The sequence below is a fragment of the Glycomyces tritici genome (assembly GCF_030403505.1).
On record NZ_JAUEMJ010000006.1, the window covers coordinates 23,187 to 37,058 of the forward strand.

The following is a 13,872-nucleotide window of genomic DNA, read 5'->3' on the forward strand; positions in this document are numbered from 1 at the left end:
GAAGGAGGACACCTTGCCTACAAGCACCATTCGACCCGGCTTCGCCGCCGACATCATCGCCCGGTCCGAGTCGACCGGTTGGGAACCATGGCTCTCGCACGTCGCCGGTGCCGCTGGATGCTCCAACCCGGTACGCCTTCGCGGCGATCTCCACACCGTCAATGAGTCCACGGGCCAAGTCCTCTCCGCCCGGTCCACCGGCTCCATGCCCGACGGCATCATCTACAAGGCCTGCGGCACGCGCCGGGCTTCCCTCTGCCCCACCTGCGCCAAGACCTACCAACACGACGCTTTCCACCTCGTGCGCTCCGGCATGACCGGCGGCAAAGGCGTCCCCGAGACGGTCACCGCTCATCCGGCACTGTTCGTCACCCTCACCGCCCCCGCCTTCGGACCCGTCCACACGCACACGCTCACCGCCTCAGGCAAAGTCCGGCCCTGCCGCGCGCGTCGTGACGCCGTGACCTGCCCCCATGACGTCCGACTGGCCTGCCACACCCGGCACGACGAAAGCGCCGGCCAGATCGGCCAGCCGCTGTGCCTGGACTGCTACGACCATGACGCCCAAGTCGTCTGGAACGTCGCCTCCGGCGAACTGTGGCGGCGCACCCGCATCAACATCGACCGCGGATTGTCGCGCCTCGCCAAGGCCCACGGCATCGACCCGGCCTCGGTGCGGCTGCGCTACGTCAAGGTCGCGGAGTTCCAGCGTCGCGGTGCCGTTCACTTCCACGCGCTAATCCGCCTCGACGGTCGCATGCCCGGCAGTGACGCGATCCTGCCGCCGCCTGCCGCCCTCGACGCCGAGGCCATTGCTGCACTCGTTGCCGATGCCGCCGCCTCGACCAGCTTCCGCACCGAGGAACACGACAAACGCCCTGAGGGCTGGCTCATCCGCTGGGGTGCGCAAGTCGATGTCCGCCAGGTCGAACTCGGCGATGACGAGTTGAGTGAGAACCATGTGGCGGGCTACCTCGCCAAGTACGCCACCAAAGCCACCGAGGACACCGGCCACCTGTCCGGCCGCCTCACCGAGGCCACCGTCTCCGTCTACGCCGACCCCGAAGGCGACCACATCGCCCGTCTCATCGCCGCGTGCTGGCGGCTCGGTTCCGAAGGCGGGGAATGGATCCGGCTTCGTAAGTGGGCGCACATGCTCGGCTTCGGCGGCCACTTCATGACCAAGGCGCGCGCCTGGTCGACCACCTTCGGTGCGCTCAGAGACGCACGCGCGCAATGGATTCGCTGTCAACACGAGGTTGACACCGATCCGACTGAAACGATCGTCCTCGTCAACTACCTCCGCTATGACGGCACCGGCTGGCACACCGAGGCTGACGCCCTCATGGCGTCCTCTGCCGCCGCTCGCGCCCGGGAGCAACGGCAGCTCGCCCGTGAAGCTTTGGATGAACTCACCACTATGGATCGATTGGATTGATTGCGATGGAAGGAAGCACGGTACTCAAACCGCGTTGGTACGACACCAGGCAGACCGCCGAGGTCCTCGGCTTCGGCGTCTCGAAGGTCAAGATGCTCATCGCCTCCGGCGAGCTGCGCTCGGTCAAGGTCGGCGGCCACCGCCGCGTCCTGCCCGAATGGATCGAGGAATACGTCGAGGGCTTCGCCCGCCAGGACGACTATGTGGGTGCGGCATGAGCAAGCGGGGCAACGGGGAAGGCTCGATCTACCCACATGGCAACGGGTACGCCGCCTACGTGTGGGTCACGACCCCTGCGGGCGTGAAGAAGCGCAAGTACGTCTACGGCCCAACCCGTGAGGTGGTCCACGGCAAGTGGCTCGATCTCCACCAGGCCGCCGCGCGCGGTGCTGTCGAGACCAAGTCCAAGACCGTCGAGCAGTACTTGCACGCCTGGCTCGAAGAGGTCATCAGGCCCAACCGGGAACCGAAGACCTACGACGGGTACGAGCGGTTCATTCGGCTGCACATCGTGCCGTGGCTCGGTAAGAAGAAGCTCGATCGGCTGTCAGCGCGGGATATCCAGCAGTGGGCGAACAAGCTCGCGACGGTGTGTCAGTGCTGTCAGCAGGGCGTTGATGAGCTGCGGACGCCGCACAAGTGCTGTGCGAAGGGCAAGTGCTGTCGAAAGGCGTTGTCCGCCAGGTCGATCAGTGACGCTCGTACGGTGCTGCGCTCGGCGCTGTCGCAGGCGGTCACTGATGAGCTGGTGTCGGTGAACCGGGCCATGCAGATCCGTTTGCCTAGCGGGCGCAAGCGTCGCAAGAAGTCGTGGGGCACCGATGAGGCTCGGCGGTTCCTCGAACACGTCCGCCCTGATCCGCACTACGCGGCGTACCTGCTGGTCCTCGCGATGGGCCTGCGCAAAGGCGAAGTCCTCGGCTTGACCTGGGACAGCCTCGACCTCGACGAGGGCGTTCTTGAGCCGCAGTGGCAGCTCCAGCGGGTCATGGGCGAACTGATCCACAAGAGGAAGGCCAAGACCGAGGAGTCCGAGAACGCCCTGCCGATGCCTGATCTGTGCGTCAAGGCGCTGCGGGAGCGTCGGGAGCGGCAGCTTCGGGACCGGGCGAAGGCCGATGTCTGGCATGACTCGGATCTGGTCTTCACCACTCGGTACGGGACGGCGATCGAGCCGCGCAACTTTCACCGGTACTTCGTCAACCATCTCGAGGCAGCCGGCCTCCCCCGGATCTCGGTGCACGACGCCCGGCGGACCTGTAGCTCGCTGCTGGTGGACCTCGACGTTCACCCTCGCGTGATCATGGCGATCATGCGGCACTCGGACTTCAAGATGACCATGGAGGTCTACGCGCAGGCCTCTGACAAGGCCACCAGGGAGGCGCTGCGGAAGCTGAGCGAGAGTTTTGAGTCCGAGGACTAGCGTTGCTGTAAATCGCTGCTGTAGACACAGTCAGGGCCGGGATCCCGAAGATGGGAGACCGGCCCTGAACTGCTGTTTCATCTGTCGGGTTGACAGGATTTGAACCTGCGACCCCCTCGTCCCGAACGAGGTGCGCTACCAAGCTGCGCCACAACCCGATGTTCTATTTTCACGCACGCTGGGCGTTCGTGTCGATTGGAAATGCTACCTGAGGGCGCCGACCCCCATCGAGCGGGGGCGGGGCGCTTCGGGCCCGGTCACATCCGGGCCCGAAGCGCGCCTCGCGTCAAGCGGCTAGAAGGCCTTCGGCACGAAGGTCAGCAGGCTGGCCTCCGGGGCGCACGCGAAGCGGACCGGCGCGTACGGGCTCGTGCCCAGGCCGGCCGAGACGTGCAGCCAGGTGTCCTCCCACGGGTGCAGGCCCTTCACGCGCTCGCGGTCGATGCCGCAGTTGGTGACGAGCGCCCCGTAGCCGGGGACGCAGACCTGGCCGCCGTGGGTGTGGCCGGCGGCGATGAAGTCGTAGCCGTCGCGGGCGAACTCGTCGAGCACGCGCGGCTCCGGCGAGTGCGTAAGGCCTATCGACAGGTCGGCGCTCGCGGGCACCGGCCCGGAGACGAGCTCGTAGTCGTCCAGGTCGAAGTGCGGGTCGTCGACGCCCGCGAAGTGGACGTTGAGGCCCGAGACGACCTTGTCGGCGGCGGCGTTGTTCAGGTCGAGCCAGCCGCCGTCGACGAGCACCTTGCGCAGCTCCTCTGTGGGCAGCGGCGCGCCGTACTTGTGCTCGTGGTTCGGGTTGAAGTACTGCAGCGGGTTCTTGAACACCGGCGCGTAGTAGTCGTTGGAGCCGAACACGAACGCGCCCGGCGCGCGGAACAGCGGCCGGAGCGTCCTGGTGACGAGGTCGATCGCGTCCGGGTGGGCGAGGTTGTCGCCGGTGAGGAGCACCAGGTCCGGATCGAGCGCGGCGAGGGACGCGACCCAGTGGGCCTTGCGCACCTGCCCGGGCGTCATGTGCAGGTCGGAGATGTGCAGCACCCGAATCGGCTCGGCGCCTTCGGGCAGTGCGGGCACCGCGAAATGGCGGAGCGTGTACTGGACGCGCTCGTAAAGAGAGGCGTAGGCGAGTGCCAGCGCCCCGGCGCCGACCCCGATCCCGGCTGCTGCGGCTAGTCCACGGCTGATCTTCATACCCCAACGGTAGATTGTCGAGTCATGAGCGAGCTAAAGACCCGGTTGGAAACCGATATGAGAGCCGCCCTCAAGGCGCAGGACAAGGTGACGCTGGGCACCCTGAGGATGGTGCTCACGGCGGTCCGGAACGAAGAGATCGCAGGTAAGACCCCTCGCGAGCTCGATGACGCGGACGTCGTGAAGGTCCTGGTCAAGCAGGCCAAGCAGCGGCGCGAGGCGGCCGAGGGGTTCCGTTCGGGGGGCCGCGAGGAGTCGGCCGAGGCCGAGCTCGCGGAGGAGGCCGTGATCAAGCGGTACCTGCCGACCGAGCTCACTGAGGCCGAAGTCACGCAGCTGGTGCGCGAGGCGATCGCCGAGGGCGGTTTCGCCGGTCCGAGGGACATGGGCAAGGTCATGAAGGCGGTCGGCCCGAAGACGGCGGGCCGCGCGGACGGCAAGCTCGTGTCCGGGATCGTGAAGGCCGAGCTCGCGGGGTAGCGCAGCCGGGTCGTGTCGCCGTTCACGGCTATCGTTGAGGGTCGGGCCCGCTTCGCTTTTCGAAACCTTGAGGAATCCATGTCCAGCCATATCGCGGCCGAGGCCGCGCGCCGCCGCACCTTCGCGGTGATCTCGCACCCCGACGCCGGAAAGTCGACGATCACCGAGGCCCTCGCCCTGTACGGGCGGGCGATCTCGTCGGCCGGCGCCGTCCACGGCAAGGGCGACCGCAAGGGCGTGGTCTCCGACTGGATGTCGATGGAGCAGGACCGCGGCATCTCGATCACCTCGGCGGCGCTGCAGTTCGAGTACCGCGGCTGCGTCGTGAACCTGCTCGACACCCCCGGCCACGCCGACTTCTCCGAGGACACCTACCGGGTGCTCACCGCCGTCGACGCCGCCGTGATGCTCCTGGACGCCGCGAAGGGCCTGGAGCCGCAGACCCTCAAGCTCTTCGAGGTGTGCCGGGCCCGGCGCATCCCGGTGATCACGTTCATCAACAAGTGGGACCGCCCGGCGAAGGACGCCCTGGAGCTCATCGAGGAGATCGAGACCCGCATCGGCATCAAGCCGACGCCGGTGACGTGGCCGGTGGGCGTAGGCGGCGAGTTCCGCGGCGTCATCGAGCGCGTGGGGTTCGGGGACGAGACCGGGGGGCGTCGTGCGGTCGGCCCGCAGGTGCCGGGCATGGTCCGCTACGAGCGTTCGCCGGGCGGGCAGCAGCTGGCCACGGCGGAGTTCCTGGACGAGGACGCGGCGATGGCCCAGTTCGGGCCCGATTATGAACGCGCCCAAGAGGAGTCGGAGCTGCTGAGCGAGGTCGAGGCGGATTTCGACCCGAAGACCTTCGAGTCCGGGCAGACGACGCCGACCCTGTTCGGGGCGGCCCTCGTCCACTTCGGGGTGGGCCAGCTCCTCGACCTGCTCGTGGACATCGCGCCGTCGCCGTTCTCGCGTGAGGACGCCAAGGGGAGTCCGCGCGATCTGGAGGACGGCTTCTCCGGGTTCGTCTTCAAGTCGCAGGCGAACATGAACGCGTCGCACCGCGACCAGCTGGCGTTCATCCGCGTCTGCTCGGGTCGTTTCGAGCGCGGCATGCAGGTCACGCAGGCGCAGGGCAAGCGCACCATGTCGACCAAGTACGCGCAGACGCTCTTCGGCTCGGCGCGGGACACTGTGGACGAGGCCTGGCCGGGCGACATCGTGGGCCTGGTCAACGCGACCGGTCTTTCAGTGGGCGACACGATCTATGCGGGCAAGGCGGTGGAGTACCCGCCGCTGCCGGCGTTCGCGCCCGAGCACTTCGGGGCGCTCCAGATGCACGACACGTCGAAGGCGAAGCGGTTCCGGCGCGGCATCGCGCAGCTCGACGCCGAGGGCGTCGTGCAGGTGCTCTACTCCGAGCGCCGCGGCGAGGCCACGCCGGTGCTCGCGGCGGTCGGTCCGCTCCAGTTCGAGGTGACGGTGGCGCGTCTGCAGGCCGAGTTCGACGTCCCCGCGACGATCAACAACCTGCCGTTCAAGCTCGCGCGCCTCACCGATGCCGAAGGCGCGCAGCGGCTTCGCACTGCGCCCGGGGTCGAGGTCTTCACCCGCCCGCGCGACGGCGCGCACCTGGTGGCGCTGCCGAACAAGTACCGCATCCAGACGATCGTGAACGACTACCCCGGGCTCGTGCTCGAACCGCTGCTCGCGGGAGGCCAGGGCTGATGGCGAAGCTGCTGACTTCAAGCGCCATCAGGTCCCTGTCGCGCGGCCTGCAGATCTCGCCGACGAAGAAGTGGGGCCAGAACTTCGTCGTGGACGCCAACACGGTGCGCCGCATCGTCAACGTCGCCAAGCTCGACGCGGACGACGTGGTGATGGAGGTCGGCCCCGGTCTCGGATCGCTCACCTTGGCGCTCATCGAGGTGGCGCGGCACGTGATCGCCGTCGAGATCGACCCGAAGCTCGCCCTCGCCCTGCCCACCACTGTGGAGCACCGCGCGCCGGAGGAGCACAAGCGGCTCACCGTCATCGAGACGGACGCCGCCCGGATCAAGCCCGAGCAGATGCCCGAGGCGCCCACCGCGCTCGTGGCGAACCTGCCGTACAACGTGGCCGTGCCCGTGGTCCTGCACGCCCTGGAGAACTTCCCGAGCCTCCGCAAGGGCCTCGTCATGGTCCAGGCCGAGGTCGGCGACCGGCTCACGGCCGGGCCGGGCTCCAAGATCTACGGCTCGCCCAGCGTCAAGATGGCCTGGTACGCGAAGGCGCGGCGCGCCGGGTCGGTCTCGCCGAACGTGTTCTGGCCGGTCCCGAACGTCGCGAGCGGCCTGGTCGCGTTCGAGCGCATCGAGAGCCCCGACGCGAACCGCGTCGAGGTCTTCGGCGCCGTGGACGCCGCGTTCGGGCAGCGGCGCAAGATGCTGCGCCAGTCGTTGAAGGCCTGGGTCGGCGCCGACGTGGACGCCGTGCTCGATCGGGCGGGAATCGAACCCACCAGGCGGGGTGAATCGTTGGACATAGCGGAGTTCATCGCCCTCGCCGACGCCAAGGAGGCGCTGGGCGCGACCGCACCGTCTCAGGAGGCCTGAATGACCGGACAGACCGCGCCAGCCCAGCCGGGCGCCCAGATCAGCGTCGATGTGCCCGCCAAGATCAACCCGCACCTCGGCGTGGGCGACGCCCGGGCGGACGGCTACCACGCACTGTCCACCGTGTACCAGGCGATCAGCCTGCACGACACCGTGACCGCCGAGCGGCGCGGCGAGCCGGGCATCGAGATCACCATCTCCGGGGAGGGCGCGGCGACGCTGCCCACCGGCGAGGCGAACCTGGCCCACAAGGCCGCGAAGCTCATCGCCCTGTACGCCGGGATCGAACCGGACGTGAAGCTGCACCTGACCAAGCGCATCCCCGTCGCCGGCGGCCTCGCCGGCGGCTCGGCGGACGCGGCCGGAGCGCTCATCGCGTGCGCGCGCCTGTGGGAGGTCGAGATCGGCGACGCCGAACTGGAGCGCCTCGCCGCGGGCCTCGGCTCTGACGTGCCGTTCTGCCTCAAGGGCGGCACGGCGATCGGCTCCGGGCGGGGCGAGGAGCTGACCCCGGTGGCCGCCAAGGGCACCTGGCACTGGGTGGTCGCCACGACGGACACGCAGATCTCGACCCCGGAGTGCTACAAGGAGGTCGACCGCCTCCGCGAGGACGGCATCGGCCGATACTCCTCCGATGTGGGCCCCCTGGTGAAGGCGTTCGAGGCTGGCGCGAGCGCCGACGACCTCGCGCGGCTGCTCATCAACGACATGGAGGCCGCCGCCGTGAGCCTGCGCCCCCAACTGGCCTCACTGATGCACGGCGGCCTCGAAGAAGGCGCCCTCGCCGCGCACGTCTCCGGCTCGGGCCCGACGGTCCTGTTCCTGGCCACCGACGTCAAGCACGCGGTCGCCCTGGCCCGCCGCATCCGCATGCGCGGCGGCGCGAAGAGCGTCCACCTGGCCCACGGCCCGGTGAACGGCCCGGCCGCCTAAGGTCACGCGGCCTCAAACTGCTTCGAGGCCGGACTGCCGCTTCCTGTCCACAGGTCTGCGTTGAGGAATGACCGGCTCGCTGCCGTCGCGCTTGACCGTCCACAAGAACCGGAAGCCCTTCGAGGTCTCCACCGGACGGTACTGGCCCGGCAGCGACTGGTCGTGCAACACCCGGCGGAGCAGGGCACCGTTCAGTGAGACGTCGTCGAGAAACACCGAACCCGCGAAGTCGACGGTGGCGTTGAAGCGCGCCATGAGGAAGCTCGCTCGCGAGTGCCACGCCGATTCGCGGTACACGCTGCCCCCGTTGAAGACCGAACCATCGAAGTTGGCTCCGCCCCTGAAGGCGGACCGTGCGAAGCTCGTCCAGCTGCCGAACGCCACGGAATCGAAATCCACGCGGCCACCGAAGACGACTTCTTCGAACGTCGTCGTGCCCACGAACCGCGCGAACCCGAATTCGGCCGCGCCCGTGAAAGTTGACCTGCTGAGATCCGCAGAACCGTGGGACACCGCTCCCTTGCAGTTCGCTTCCCCACCAACGGAGACCCCGGAGAACTCCAGGTGCTTGCGGAACTCGGCCAGCGAGCAGTCCACGCGTTCGACGAACCGCGCCTTCGCGAACCAAGCCGTGCCGAACCACATCGCGCGGCTGAGGTCGGCGTCGGCGCTGAATACGGCCTCCTCGAAATCGACCTGGTCCTCGAATCTCGCATCGGAGAACGACACCGACTGCTCGAAGACGACCCCGGTGAACCAGGTCATCCCATCGAAGCAGGTGCCCCGAAACTTCGTGGAGCCGCGGAAGCGGGCGCCGGTGAAATCGACGTTCCGGAGGCGGCAACCGCTGAAGTCGACGAGGCGCAGTGAGGCTCCGGTGAGATTGAGGCGATTGTGGCTCCAGTAGTTCCGGCGGCCGAGTCGGCGCTTGAGTCGCCGTTGCAGGATCTCCTGCGCGAAGGCGCGCACCTCACGCTCGGGATCGGCAGGCGGGCTCGTCATTGCGTCGAATGGACGGCGCAGATAGGAGCAGATCTCGTCTAGGACGAGCTGCCGCAGCTCCTCGTGCTGCTCGCCAAGGCGTTCGAGGTTGTAGAGGCCGCCGATGCGGATGGTCGCGTTATTGTCCGACGAGAGCTGCTCCACCGCTTGGATACGCAGCTCGGTAATCCGCTGCTGCGTGCTGTGGAACTCGTCGTGCTGCTGCCGTCTGAAGCTCAGCACGAGCGCGGAGGCGGCGCCGATGCCGGCCGCCACGGTGAGCGTCGCGCGTACCGTTTCGAGCCGCATCTTCGCGATCTCCAGGTCGGCCTGGGCGTCTCCGGGCGTGCGCAGCGCCTCGATCTCGGCCATCTGGAGGTCGTAGTACCACCAGCCGCCAAGCAGGATGAGGGCGAAGACGACCAGAAGCACCCAGGTCCGGATCGGGCGGGGCCGCCACGGCGGCTTGGGCGCAGGGTCCTCAGAGCGCCGGCTCCGCGCGTCTCCGCGTCGCATGAGGACCCGGAGCATCCAGAAGGCGAGGGGGCGCAAGGGCATGGCCCAAGCCTACGAACCCACCGCATCGCCTGGGGTTCGCCCGGGAACGATGTCGGGGTTTCCAGGGACTATGACGGTGTCACGACCTCGATCTACGAGGTCACAGAGCGGTACGAGTCCTGGAGCGCTCGAGGTCCGGCTTGGCGAGGCACCTACGCGGGATCAGATCGATGAGTTTGTGAACGAGATGCGTTACGACTACCGCAATGCGACTCCGAAAATGAACTTCCTCGCAGTAGAGGCGTTGATCCGCGCGCTCTACGGCGAAGAAGAACTCGCCGATGACATTGCCGCTGCGGACCAGTATCGCGTGCAAATCTCAACGATCGTCAAGATCGTCACCCAGTCCGCGCCGATGCAGGCGCAGCTTGACATTTATCTTGCCGAAGCCGAAGCGCTCGCGACGCAGTGGAGTAGCGCAACCTAGTCGCTATCAAGAGTTTAGACGGCAAGGGACAAGGGCTTTGCCCTTGTCCCCCTTATGTTTTCAAAAACTTCTAGACGCTTTTGTGTCGTAAGTTGACACGTAAGTTTTTGGTGAGTCATCATCGAAGGACCGGCACTCGCAATCTCATGCGGGCCAGGTTCTTACGTCTCGAACGGAGCTTGTTACGAAGCATCCAGATCACACCAGCCTTGATTGATAGGCCAGAATATAAACGCCGCCCGGTGGTCTCCGACTACCAATCCTGATTCCACCGGGCGGCCAACAACAGAAAGCGAGCCTTCTGTGTCGTCTACGACGATACGCTATTCCGGCGTACCTGAAAACAGCCATTCCCGGCGGTTCGATCCCGACCACACCATCGAACCCACCGGTGAACCCACCTCCGGCATGACCGCCGATTCGACCATCTACTCCCGTCCAGCCCCGGCCGGCGGCTTCGACCGTGGCCCGGAATCGGACCTCACCCTCAAGTGGCGCAAGCGCCTCCGCGCTCTCGCCGACGAAGATCCCGCCACCGACTCGGACGCTCGCCCACAAGACTCCGGTCCATCTGGCCGCTCCCAGCAAGGCGCATTCCGCGCGGACCGATCCGGGCGCTTCACCGACCGCTCCGATCAGGCGGAGAACCCCGTCTCCAGCGGATACGACCTTGCAGAAGGCTGTGTCGCAAGCGGGCCCGACCTCATCGCAGAGCACACCGCCACCGATCCCTCCCACACATCAGAGTCCGCCACCGACTTCGTCCCCGGGTTCACTCCCGGCAAGGCCGGTCCGATCTCACCCGACCCGCGCCACAATCGCGCATTCCCGCACCCGCAGAACCCCGGCCTGTTCGCCGACGCGGACGGCTTCTACGACTGGGCGAACCGTCGCCCCTACCTCGCCGACGGGTCCCCCGACCCGTTGACCCCGGGCGCCTACCGGTACCAAACCCGACCCGATCTCTGCGACCTGGACGCACCCGACTCCGACCCGTCCAGCCCCCGTTACGAGCCGATGCATCTGCGCCACAAGCCAGGCGATGACTGGCTGATCGACAACAACCGGCCTTACGACGTCCTCGACCCGGGTCCCTTCGGCTCTCCCGAATGGTTCCCCGACCGCCGCACCGGACGTCACCGCCGCGACGAGCTCCCCGACCCGATCCCCTGGTGGGAAACCGAAGAGGAACCCGAGAAAGCCGAGTGGGCCAAGCACGCCGAAGCGCTCTACGACCGCCGAACCCGCACCACCCGCGAGCGCGAAGCGCGCGAGGACAACCGCCGCGACGACACCGACCCTCCCGAACCGCCGTCTCGGCAGTCGGCGGTTTCGGAGGAGCGTCCGCATCGGCAGCAGTCGCCCCGTCCTCAACCCTGGTCCCGGTCCGAACCCGAAGCGCGCGAACCGTTCCATGAATCTTCGCCATCGCAGACCCGTCCGCAGCGCCGACCTCACCTGCCCCGCCAGGCCGATCGCCGTACGACCGGCATTCCCGAAGAGCCCCCGCACCGGTTCGAAAAACTCCGCGAAGACGCCTGGGACCGGTTCATCGACAAGTCCGCCGATCTCGCCGCAGCCCACCGCTCGCCGGCCGCGATCGAACGCGAATGCGGGCCGACCATCGGACGGATCGCACGCGGGATCCGCCTGATCACCGGGCTCCTCCGCCACCGACCCAAGCCACGCGACACCGACACGGCGCCTCCCGACCAACGCACCAGGCTGACCGAGGCGGTGCGGCCCGACCGGCACGCGGTGCTCGCGGCCCGGACCGCCCGCTTCGCCGGTGCGGTGCGCGGAGCGCAGCGCGCCCGCACTGGAGCGCCCCCACTGCGGATGGCCCGTGCCGACGCGCCCGGTGGTGCGGCATGGGCGTAGGCCGACTCGCGCCGCACCAGGTCCGGGCCCGATACGCGCAGGCGCTGAAGGAGATCCCACTGCCGGTCCGCTCGTTCACCGGGATCGACCCAGGCGGGCTCACGCCCGTTGGCGAAGCGGAGATCGCCGGGAGGCGCGTGCAGTTCGGGGTGCTGTACGCGATCCCGAGACTGTGGATCACCTTCCCCGAACATCTGCCCCCGATCCTGGGGTTCCTCACCGGCTTCGACGGCACCGCAGGCGATGCCATGAGAACAGAACTCCACGTCACCGAACTCGACCACCTCGACTGGGCCCGACAGCCCGGCCAGGCCGCGACCCTCAAACGCGCAGCGGCCGACATATGGCGAGCAGCCCAACGCGAATGCGAAGGATGACCATGAACCACACCGAAAGCGCGGCGCTGTTCCGCGCCCACGCCACCGCGCGCCTCACCGGCGACACCATCGAGACCGCCCGCCTCGCCGCGCACATCGGCGACGAGCAGCGCATGAGCCACCTGCTGTTCACGCTGACACTCTTCACCCAGTTCGTGGTCGAAGAACTCGGCTGCGAACCCGACCCGGCCGACCTCGCCGCACTCACCAAACGCCTGCATGACAAGCACTACCGACCGGAGCGTCCATTCGAGGCGCTGCGCGCCGAGGCCATGATCCGGGCCGTCACCGCCGAATCGGTCCTGCTCACCGAGATCCCGCACACCGAGCAGGCCGCCTACATGTGGGCCGTCATCGATGAACTCGCCGATCCGAAGCTGAGCGCTTCCGAACTGGACGAACTCTTCGACCTCGTCAAAGAAGCCCGAGACGATCTCCTCGGCAAAGCCCTCGATTCGCCGGAGCTCAACCCGGCGAGGCACGAGCAGGTGCCAGCCACTTCCGCCGAGGAAGGAACCGACGCATGACACCCGACGCGCTCCACCGCACCCACCTCACCGCCCTCGTCACCGGCAAGATCGACACCGCCGCGAAACTCCGGCAGCAGTTCCAGGCGAAGGACCACGGCATCGCCGCCGAACACCTCCTCGCCGCCGTCGCAGTCGTTCTCGAATACCGCTTCGGGCCCGGGGCCGGGCTCGGGGCAGGCCCGATCGACTACGACCGCCTGGGCGCGTTCATGACCGAGCTCCGGCACGCCTGTAAGAGCACCATGCCACCGCCCGACCACCTCGGTGTCGAAGCCGTCATCCGCGCGCTGTACGGCGAACCGCACCTCGCCGCACCGCTCGCCGAGCAACGCCACAGCCAGGCGCTGTACACCGCCCTCGCCTACGAGCTGAGCCGCCACCACTGGCTCAGAGCCAACCCGGAACACCTCGTCCACTACGCAAGGAAGCGCATGACCACCTGGATCCTCGGGCGCCCTGAGGAGTGAACGGAGCCGCCTGGGGTCGCCCAACAACGGCCCCAGGCCCGGTCCGGTGCCGGGGCCGCTCGGCGGTCCCGGCACGCGATCTCGGTGCGGCCGTTGCAGTTCTATAAAGAATCCGATGGGATAGGTCCAGATCCACCTGGACCGGAACCCGCAGCTTCGTCCAGAAGGGCCGCGAGGCGCACCAACCTGTAACCATGGGCGGTTACGTTCACGCCGTTGCAAGCTCGTTTCGAGAAAGGCGCGTGGAAGCATGCCCTCCGTGTTCGAAGATCCAGAAGGATTCATGCGGGAGTTCGAGAGCCGCATAGCCACCATGGTCGAGAAGGCGTCCTCACTGGACGAGGCGCTGGGGGCGGCCACGGCCACCGCCAGATCCGCGGACGGCGAGGTGCGCATCACCGTCGGCCTCGGCGGCGTGCTCCAGGAGATCCACCTCAGCAGCAAAGCGCAGACCCTGACCCCGAGAACCCTTGCCGCCATGATCAAAGAGACCTACGACAAGGCCGCGATCCAGGCCGGCAGCAACTCCACCCAGGCCCTCTCGGATGTCTTCGGCGAGGACAGCGCGATCGTCCAAGAGGCCCGCGCGAACCGTCACCCCGAGGAGTAG

The 13,872-nt window shown here is 67.7% G+C and carries 15 protein-coding genes and 1 tRNA gene; 13 read left to right on the forward strand and 3 right to left on the reverse strand.

Annotated elements, in window-relative coordinates:
* Positions 1 to 13 precede the first annotated feature (13 nt).
* From QWI33_RS19045 to QWI33_RS19055, 3 genes are read left to right on the forward strand one after another with little or no spacing between them, the layout of a single operon-like run.
* Positions 14 to 1,438 (forward strand): replication initiator, encoded by a 1,425-nt coding sequence (locus tag QWI33_RS19045; protein WP_289958738.1) that lies wholly within the window; start codon positions 14 to 16, stop codon positions 1,436 to 1,438.
* Positions 1,439 to 1,443: 5 nt separating this feature from the next.
* Positions 1,444 to 1,656, forward strand: a complete 213-nt coding sequence (locus tag QWI33_RS19050; RefSeq protein WP_289958739.1) for a helix-turn-helix domain-containing protein — start codon at positions 1,444 to 1,446, stop codon at positions 1,654 to 1,656.
* On the forward strand, positions 1,653 to 2,861 hold the full coding sequence (locus tag QWI33_RS19055; protein WP_289958740.1) for a site-specific integrase: 1,209 nt from the start codon (positions 1,653 to 1,655) through the stop codon (positions 2,859 to 2,861). The genes QWI33_RS19050 and QWI33_RS19055 overlap by 4 nt, the downstream gene beginning before the upstream one ends.
* A gap of 84 nt (positions 2,862 to 2,945) precedes the next feature.
* Here the strand turns inward: QWI33_RS19055 and QWI33_RS19060 are convergent.
* Positions 2,946 to 3,019, reverse strand: a tRNA-Pro gene (locus tag QWI33_RS19060).
* Positions 3,020 to 3,155: 136 nt separating this feature from the next.
* Positions 3,156 to 4,052: a metallophosphoesterase gene (locus QWI33_RS19065; protein ID WP_289958741.1), complete on the reverse strand. Its 897-nt coding sequence runs from the start codon at positions 4,050 to 4,052 to the stop codon at positions 3,156 to 3,158.
* A gap of 24 nt (positions 4,053 to 4,076) precedes the next feature.
* Between QWI33_RS19065 and QWI33_RS19070 the strand changes: the two genes are divergently transcribed.
* The 4 genes from QWI33_RS19070 to QWI33_RS19085 all read left to right on the forward strand — a co-directional run bounded on the left by QWI33_RS19070 (position 4,077) and on the right by QWI33_RS19085 (position 8,041).
* Positions 4,077 to 4,532 carry a GatB/YqeY domain-containing protein gene (locus tag QWI33_RS19070; protein WP_289958742.1) on the forward strand — a complete coding sequence of 152 codons (456 nt, stop codon included), beginning with the start codon at positions 4,077 to 4,079 and terminating at the stop codon, positions 4,530 to 4,532.
* Positions 4,533 to 4,610: 78 nt separating this feature from the next.
* Entirely contained in the window at positions 4,611 to 6,242 is a 1,632-nt protein-coding gene (locus tag QWI33_RS19075) for a peptide chain release factor 3 (RefSeq protein ID WP_289958743.1), read from the forward strand.
* Positions 6,242 to 7,108, forward strand: coding sequence for a 16S rRNA (adenine(1518)-N(6)/adenine(1519)-N(6))-dimethyltransferase RsmA (gene rsmA, locus QWI33_RS19080; protein ID WP_289958744.1), 867 nt, complete (start codon positions 6,242 to 6,244; stop codon positions 7,106 to 7,108). The genes QWI33_RS19075 and rsmA overlap by 1 nt, the downstream gene beginning before the upstream one ends.
* Positions 7,109 to 8,041 carry a 4-(cytidine 5'-diphospho)-2-C-methyl-D-erythritol kinase gene (locus QWI33_RS19085; RefSeq protein ID WP_289958745.1) on the forward strand — a complete coding sequence of 311 codons (933 nt, stop codon included), beginning with the start codon at positions 7,109 to 7,111 and terminating at the stop codon, positions 8,039 to 8,041.
* A 12-nt stretch (positions 8,042 to 8,053) separates the two neighbouring features.
* Here QWI33_RS19085 and QWI33_RS19090 read toward each other — a convergent pair whose 3' ends face one another.
* On the reverse strand, positions 8,054 to 9,454 hold the full coding sequence (locus QWI33_RS19090) for a pentapeptide repeat-containing protein (RefSeq protein ID WP_289958746.1): 1,401 nt from the start codon (positions 9,452 to 9,454) through the stop codon (positions 8,054 to 8,056).
* 304 nt (positions 9,455 to 9,758) lie between these two features.
* Between QWI33_RS19090 and QWI33_RS19095 the strand changes: the two genes are divergently transcribed.
* The 6 genes from QWI33_RS19095 to QWI33_RS19120 all read left to right on the forward strand — a co-directional run bounded on the left by QWI33_RS19095 (position 9,759) and on the right by QWI33_RS19120 (position 13,872).
* Positions 9,759 to 10,007, forward strand: coding sequence for a hypothetical protein (locus QWI33_RS19095; protein ID WP_289958747.1), 249 nt, complete (start codon positions 9,759 to 9,761; stop codon positions 10,005 to 10,007).
* 213 nt (positions 10,008 to 10,220) lie between these two features.
* Entirely contained in the window at positions 10,221 to 11,888 is a 1,668-nt protein-coding gene (locus QWI33_RS19100; RefSeq protein ID WP_289958748.1) for a hypothetical protein, read from the forward strand.
* Positions 11,879 to 12,265: a hypothetical protein gene (locus QWI33_RS19105; protein ID WP_289958749.1), complete on the forward strand. Its 387-nt coding sequence runs from the start codon at positions 11,879 to 11,881 to the stop codon at positions 12,263 to 12,265. The genes QWI33_RS19100 and QWI33_RS19105 overlap by 10 nt, the downstream gene beginning before the upstream one ends.
* Before the next feature lie 2 nt (positions 12,266 to 12,267).
* Positions 12,268 to 12,792, forward strand: a complete 525-nt coding sequence (locus tag QWI33_RS19110; protein ID WP_289958750.1) for a prolipoprotein diacylglyceryl transferase — start codon at positions 12,268 to 12,270, stop codon at positions 12,790 to 12,792.
* The gene (locus tag QWI33_RS19115) at positions 12,789 to 13,262 is read left to right on the forward strand and encodes a hypothetical protein (RefSeq protein ID WP_289958751.1); all 474 of its coding nucleotides are present in this window, start codon (positions 12,789 to 12,791) and stop codon (positions 13,260 to 13,262) included. Before QWI33_RS19110 ends, QWI33_RS19115 begins: the two co-directional genes overlap by 4 nt.
* A 283-nt stretch (positions 13,263 to 13,545) precedes the next feature.
* Positions 13,546 to 13,872 carry a YbaB/EbfC family nucleoid-associated protein gene (locus tag QWI33_RS19120; protein WP_289958752.1) on the forward strand — a complete coding sequence of 109 codons (327 nt, stop codon included), beginning with the start codon at positions 13,546 to 13,548 and terminating at the stop codon, positions 13,870 to 13,872.

Bases quoted from the DNA above. Each gene is read 5' to 3' on its own strand.
- QWI33_RS19075 (WP_289958743.1), top strand. From the start codon at position 4,611: ATGTCCAGCCATATCGCGGCCGAGGCCGCGCGCCGCCGCACCTTCGCG.
- rsmA (WP_289958744.1), top strand. From the start codon at position 6,242: ATGGCGAAGCTGCTGACTTCAAGCGCCATCAGGTCCCTGTCGCGCGGC.
- QWI33_RS19070 (WP_289958742.1), top strand. From the start codon at position 4,077: ATGAGCGAGCTAAAGACCCGGTTGGAAACCGATATGAGAGCCGCCCTC.
- QWI33_RS19110 (WP_289958750.1), top strand. From the start codon at position 12,268: ATGAACCACACCGAAAGCGCGGCGCTGTTCCGCGCCCACGCCACCGCG.
- QWI33_RS19115 (WP_289958751.1), top strand. From the start codon at position 12,789: ATGACACCCGACGCGCTCCACCGCACCCACCTCACCGCCCTCGTCACC.
- QWI33_RS19055 (WP_289958740.1), top strand. From the start codon at position 1,653: ATGAGCAAGCGGGGCAACGGGGAAGGCTCGATCTACCCACATGGCAAC.
- QWI33_RS19120 (WP_289958752.1), top strand. From the start codon at position 13,546: ATGCGGGAGTTCGAGAGCCGCATAGCCACCATGGTCGAGAAGGCGTCC.
- QWI33_RS19105 (WP_289958749.1), top strand. From the start codon at position 11,879: ATGGGCGTAGGCCGACTCGCGCCGCACCAGGTCCGGGCCCGATACGCG.
- QWI33_RS19050 (WP_289958739.1), top strand. From the start codon at position 1,444: ATGGAAGGAAGCACGGTACTCAAACCGCGTTGGTACGACACCAGGCAG.
- QWI33_RS19085 (WP_289958745.1), top strand. From the start codon at position 7,109: ATGACCGGACAGACCGCGCCAGCCCAGCCGGGCGCCCAGATCAGCGTC.
- QWI33_RS19065 (WP_289958741.1), bottom strand. From the start codon at position 4,052: ATGAAGATCAGCCGTGGACTAGCCGCAGCAGCCGGGATCGGGGTCGGC.